At 43.8% G+C, this 2,728-nt stretch carries 3 protein-coding genes; all 3 read left to right on the forward strand.

The genetic code is table 11. From position 1 onward, the window contains the following. Positions 1-41: 41 nt before the first annotated feature. Positions 42-1,100: a dTDP-glucose 4,6-dehydratase gene (gene rfbB / locus B7Y67_RS14670; RefSeq protein WP_293599277.1), complete on the forward strand. Its 1,059-nt coding sequence runs from the start codon at positions 42-44 to the stop codon at positions 1,098-1,100. A 7-nt stretch (positions 1,101-1,107) separates the two neighbouring features. After that, positions 1,108-2,100 (forward strand): dTDP-4-dehydrorhamnose reductase, encoded by a 993-nt coding sequence (gene rfbD, locus B7Y67_RS14675; protein ID WP_293599278.1) that lies wholly within the window; start codon positions 1,108-1,110, stop codon positions 2,098-2,100. 16 nt (positions 2,101-2,116) lie between these two features. Continuing rightward, the coding region (gene rfbA, locus B7Y67_RS14680; RefSeq protein WP_293599279.1) for a glucose-1-phosphate thymidylyltransferase RfbA at positions 2,117-2,728 on the forward strand (612 nt) is incomplete at its 3' end.

Raw genomic sequence — 2,728 nt, forward strand, 5'->3', positions numbered from 1 at the left:
ATGTCTAATAAAATCCACCCATTGATATTTTTGGTGAAATCATGATTCTAGTAACTGGTGGTGCGGGTTTTATTGGCGGTAATTTTGTTCTAGATTGGCTTAGCAATCCAAATGCTGAAGGCATCGTTAATCTAGATAAACTAACCTATGCTGGAAATCTCGCTACTCTTGAATCCCTCAAAAGTGATCCTCGTCATATTTTTGTTCATGGCGACATTGGTGATAAAGATTTAGTTAGCAAGTTATTAAATGAACATCAGCCACGTGCCATTATCAATTTTGCTGCTGAGAGCCATGTGGATCGCTCGATTCATGGACCGGCTGAGTTTGTTACTACCAATATTGTGGGCACCTTCAATCTATTGGAATCTGCGCGTGAGTACTGGAATAGCCTGGATGACTCCAGCAAGAAGGCATTCCGCTTTCATCATGTCTCTACTGATGAGGTGTATGGATCTCTCTCGGCTAGTGACCCTGCGTTTACCGAAACCAATCCTTATGAGCCTAATAGCCCATACTCTGCCTCTAAAGCGGCATCCGATCATTTGGTGCGCGCCTGGTTTCATACCTATGGATTCCCAGTCCTAACTACCAACTGCTCTAATAACTATGGCCCTTATCACTTCCCAGAGAAGTTGATTCCATTAGTCATTCTGAATGCATTTAACAGCAAGCCTTTGCCAATCTATGGTGATGGGCAGCAAATTCGGGATTGGTTATATGTTGGCGATCATTGCTCGGCAATTCGTGAGGTGCTAGCTAATGGAAAATTAGGCGAGACTTACAACATTGGCGGCTGGAATGAAAAGGCTAATATCGATGTAGTCAAAACTATTTGCAGTATTTTGGATGAGCTCAAGCCACGTGGCGATGGTAAATCCTATGCGGATCAAATCACTTTCGTTAAAGATCGTCCGGGACATGACCGACGTTATGCGATTGATGCTAGCAAGGTAGAGCGAGATCTGGGTTGGCGTCCAGCTGAAACTTTCGATACTGGAATTCGTAAAACTGTGCAATGGTATTTGGATAATCCTGTTTGGATTGAGGGTGTAGTCAGTGGCTCTTATCGTGACTGGCTTTCTAAGCACTACAACTAAAGAGCAAATGAAGATCCTCGTATTTGGCAAGGATGGCCAATTGGGAAAAGCCTTTCAAGAGACATTCGATCTCTTTTCTGCGGCTTTGCCAGCGATGCCAGTGATGCCAGTGATTCAATACATCGAACGTTTTAATTGCGATCTTGCTGATGCAGAGAAGTTAAGTCGATTGCTTGATCAATTTCAGCCTCAGCTCATTATTAATGCTGCTGCTTATACGGCTGTTGATAAGGCGGAGATGGAATCCGATTTGGCTTTTGCGATCAATGCGAGAGCCCCGGAGATCATGGCTCAATATGCTGCAGAACATGGCGCCACCCTATTGCACTACTCGACTGATTATGTCTTTGATGGTGAGAAATACGGCTACTATTTAGAGGACGATATACGCAATCCCTTGGGGGTTTACGGCAAAAGTAAGGCTGCAGGTGAAGAGGTAATAGCCCAAGTTTTTGCTACTGTTAAAGGCAATGGCCAATACGCAATTTTTAGAACTAGCTGGGTGTATGGTGAGGGTGGTAATTTCATTCGCACGATTTTGCGTTTGGCTAAAGAGCGTGAAGAGTTAAAGATTATTCATGACCAATTTGGTGTGCCGACAAGTGCTCAGTGGTTGGCAAAAGTGAGTTTAAATTTAGCTATGGATGAGCAATTTTTCTTAAGAAAATTCTCGTCGGGCATCTATCATGCCGTTCCTGCAGGAGAGACCACTTGGTATGGCTTGGCATGTTTAGTTGTGCAGTCAGCACTCGATGCTGGTGTAACCCTCAAGGTCAATCCAAGCGCCATTAAACCTATTCTTGCGATGGAATACCCCTTGCCGACCCCAAGACCCATGAATTCAAGGATGTCTACTGATAAATTACGACTTGCTTTGGCTAAAACGCCTATTGATACTTCCAACTCTTATAATCATGTCAGTGATGCTTTCGAGTTTCCGGCATGGGAAGCTATGGCGCGTGAGTATGTATTGAAGCTGGCTCGCGATAAATTGATTTAAATATATTGGGATTGCAATGGCGACTAATCGCAAAGGAATTATTTTGGCAGGGGGGTCAGGTACCCGTTTGTACCCTGTTACTCAGGCTGTTTCTAAGCAGCTTATGCCCGTATATGACAAACCAATGGTTTATTACCCATTAACAACCTTAATGCTTGCAGGTATTCGTGACATCCTTTTGATTTCCACGCCACATGACACTCCACGCTTTGCCGAGTTATTAGGTGATGGTTCTCAGTGGGGTCTCAATATTGAGTATTGCGTTCAACCTTCTCCGGATGGCTTGGCGCAAGCATTCACTTTAGGTAAAAACTTCGTTGGCAATAACCCAAGCGCTTTAGTTCTTGGTGACAATATTTTTTATGGTCATGAGTTGGTTGATCAGCTTGATAGCGCTCATGCACGTACTTGTGGTGCGACTGTTTTTGCCTACCATGTAAATGATCCAGAGCGATATGGCGTGGTGGAATTTGATAAGGACTACAAAGCACTCTCGATTGAAGAAAAGCCGCTTCAGCCAAGAAGTAGTTATGCGGTTACAGGACTCTATTTTTATGACAATCAAGTCTGTGATATCGCCTCTTCTATTAAACCTAGTGCACGTGGCGAACTCGAGATTACCGATATC

The sequence above is a fragment of the Polynucleobacter sp. 35-46-11 genome (genome assembly GCF_002281105.1).

Coding starts and splice junctions, on each gene's coding strand:
- rfbB (WP_293599277.1), top strand. CDS start 42: ATGATTCTAGTAACTGGTGGTGCGGGTTTTATTGGCGGTAATTTTGTT.
- rfbD (WP_293599278.1), top strand. CDS start 1,108: ATGAAGATCCTCGTATTTGGCAAGGATGGCCAATTGGGAAAAGCCTTT.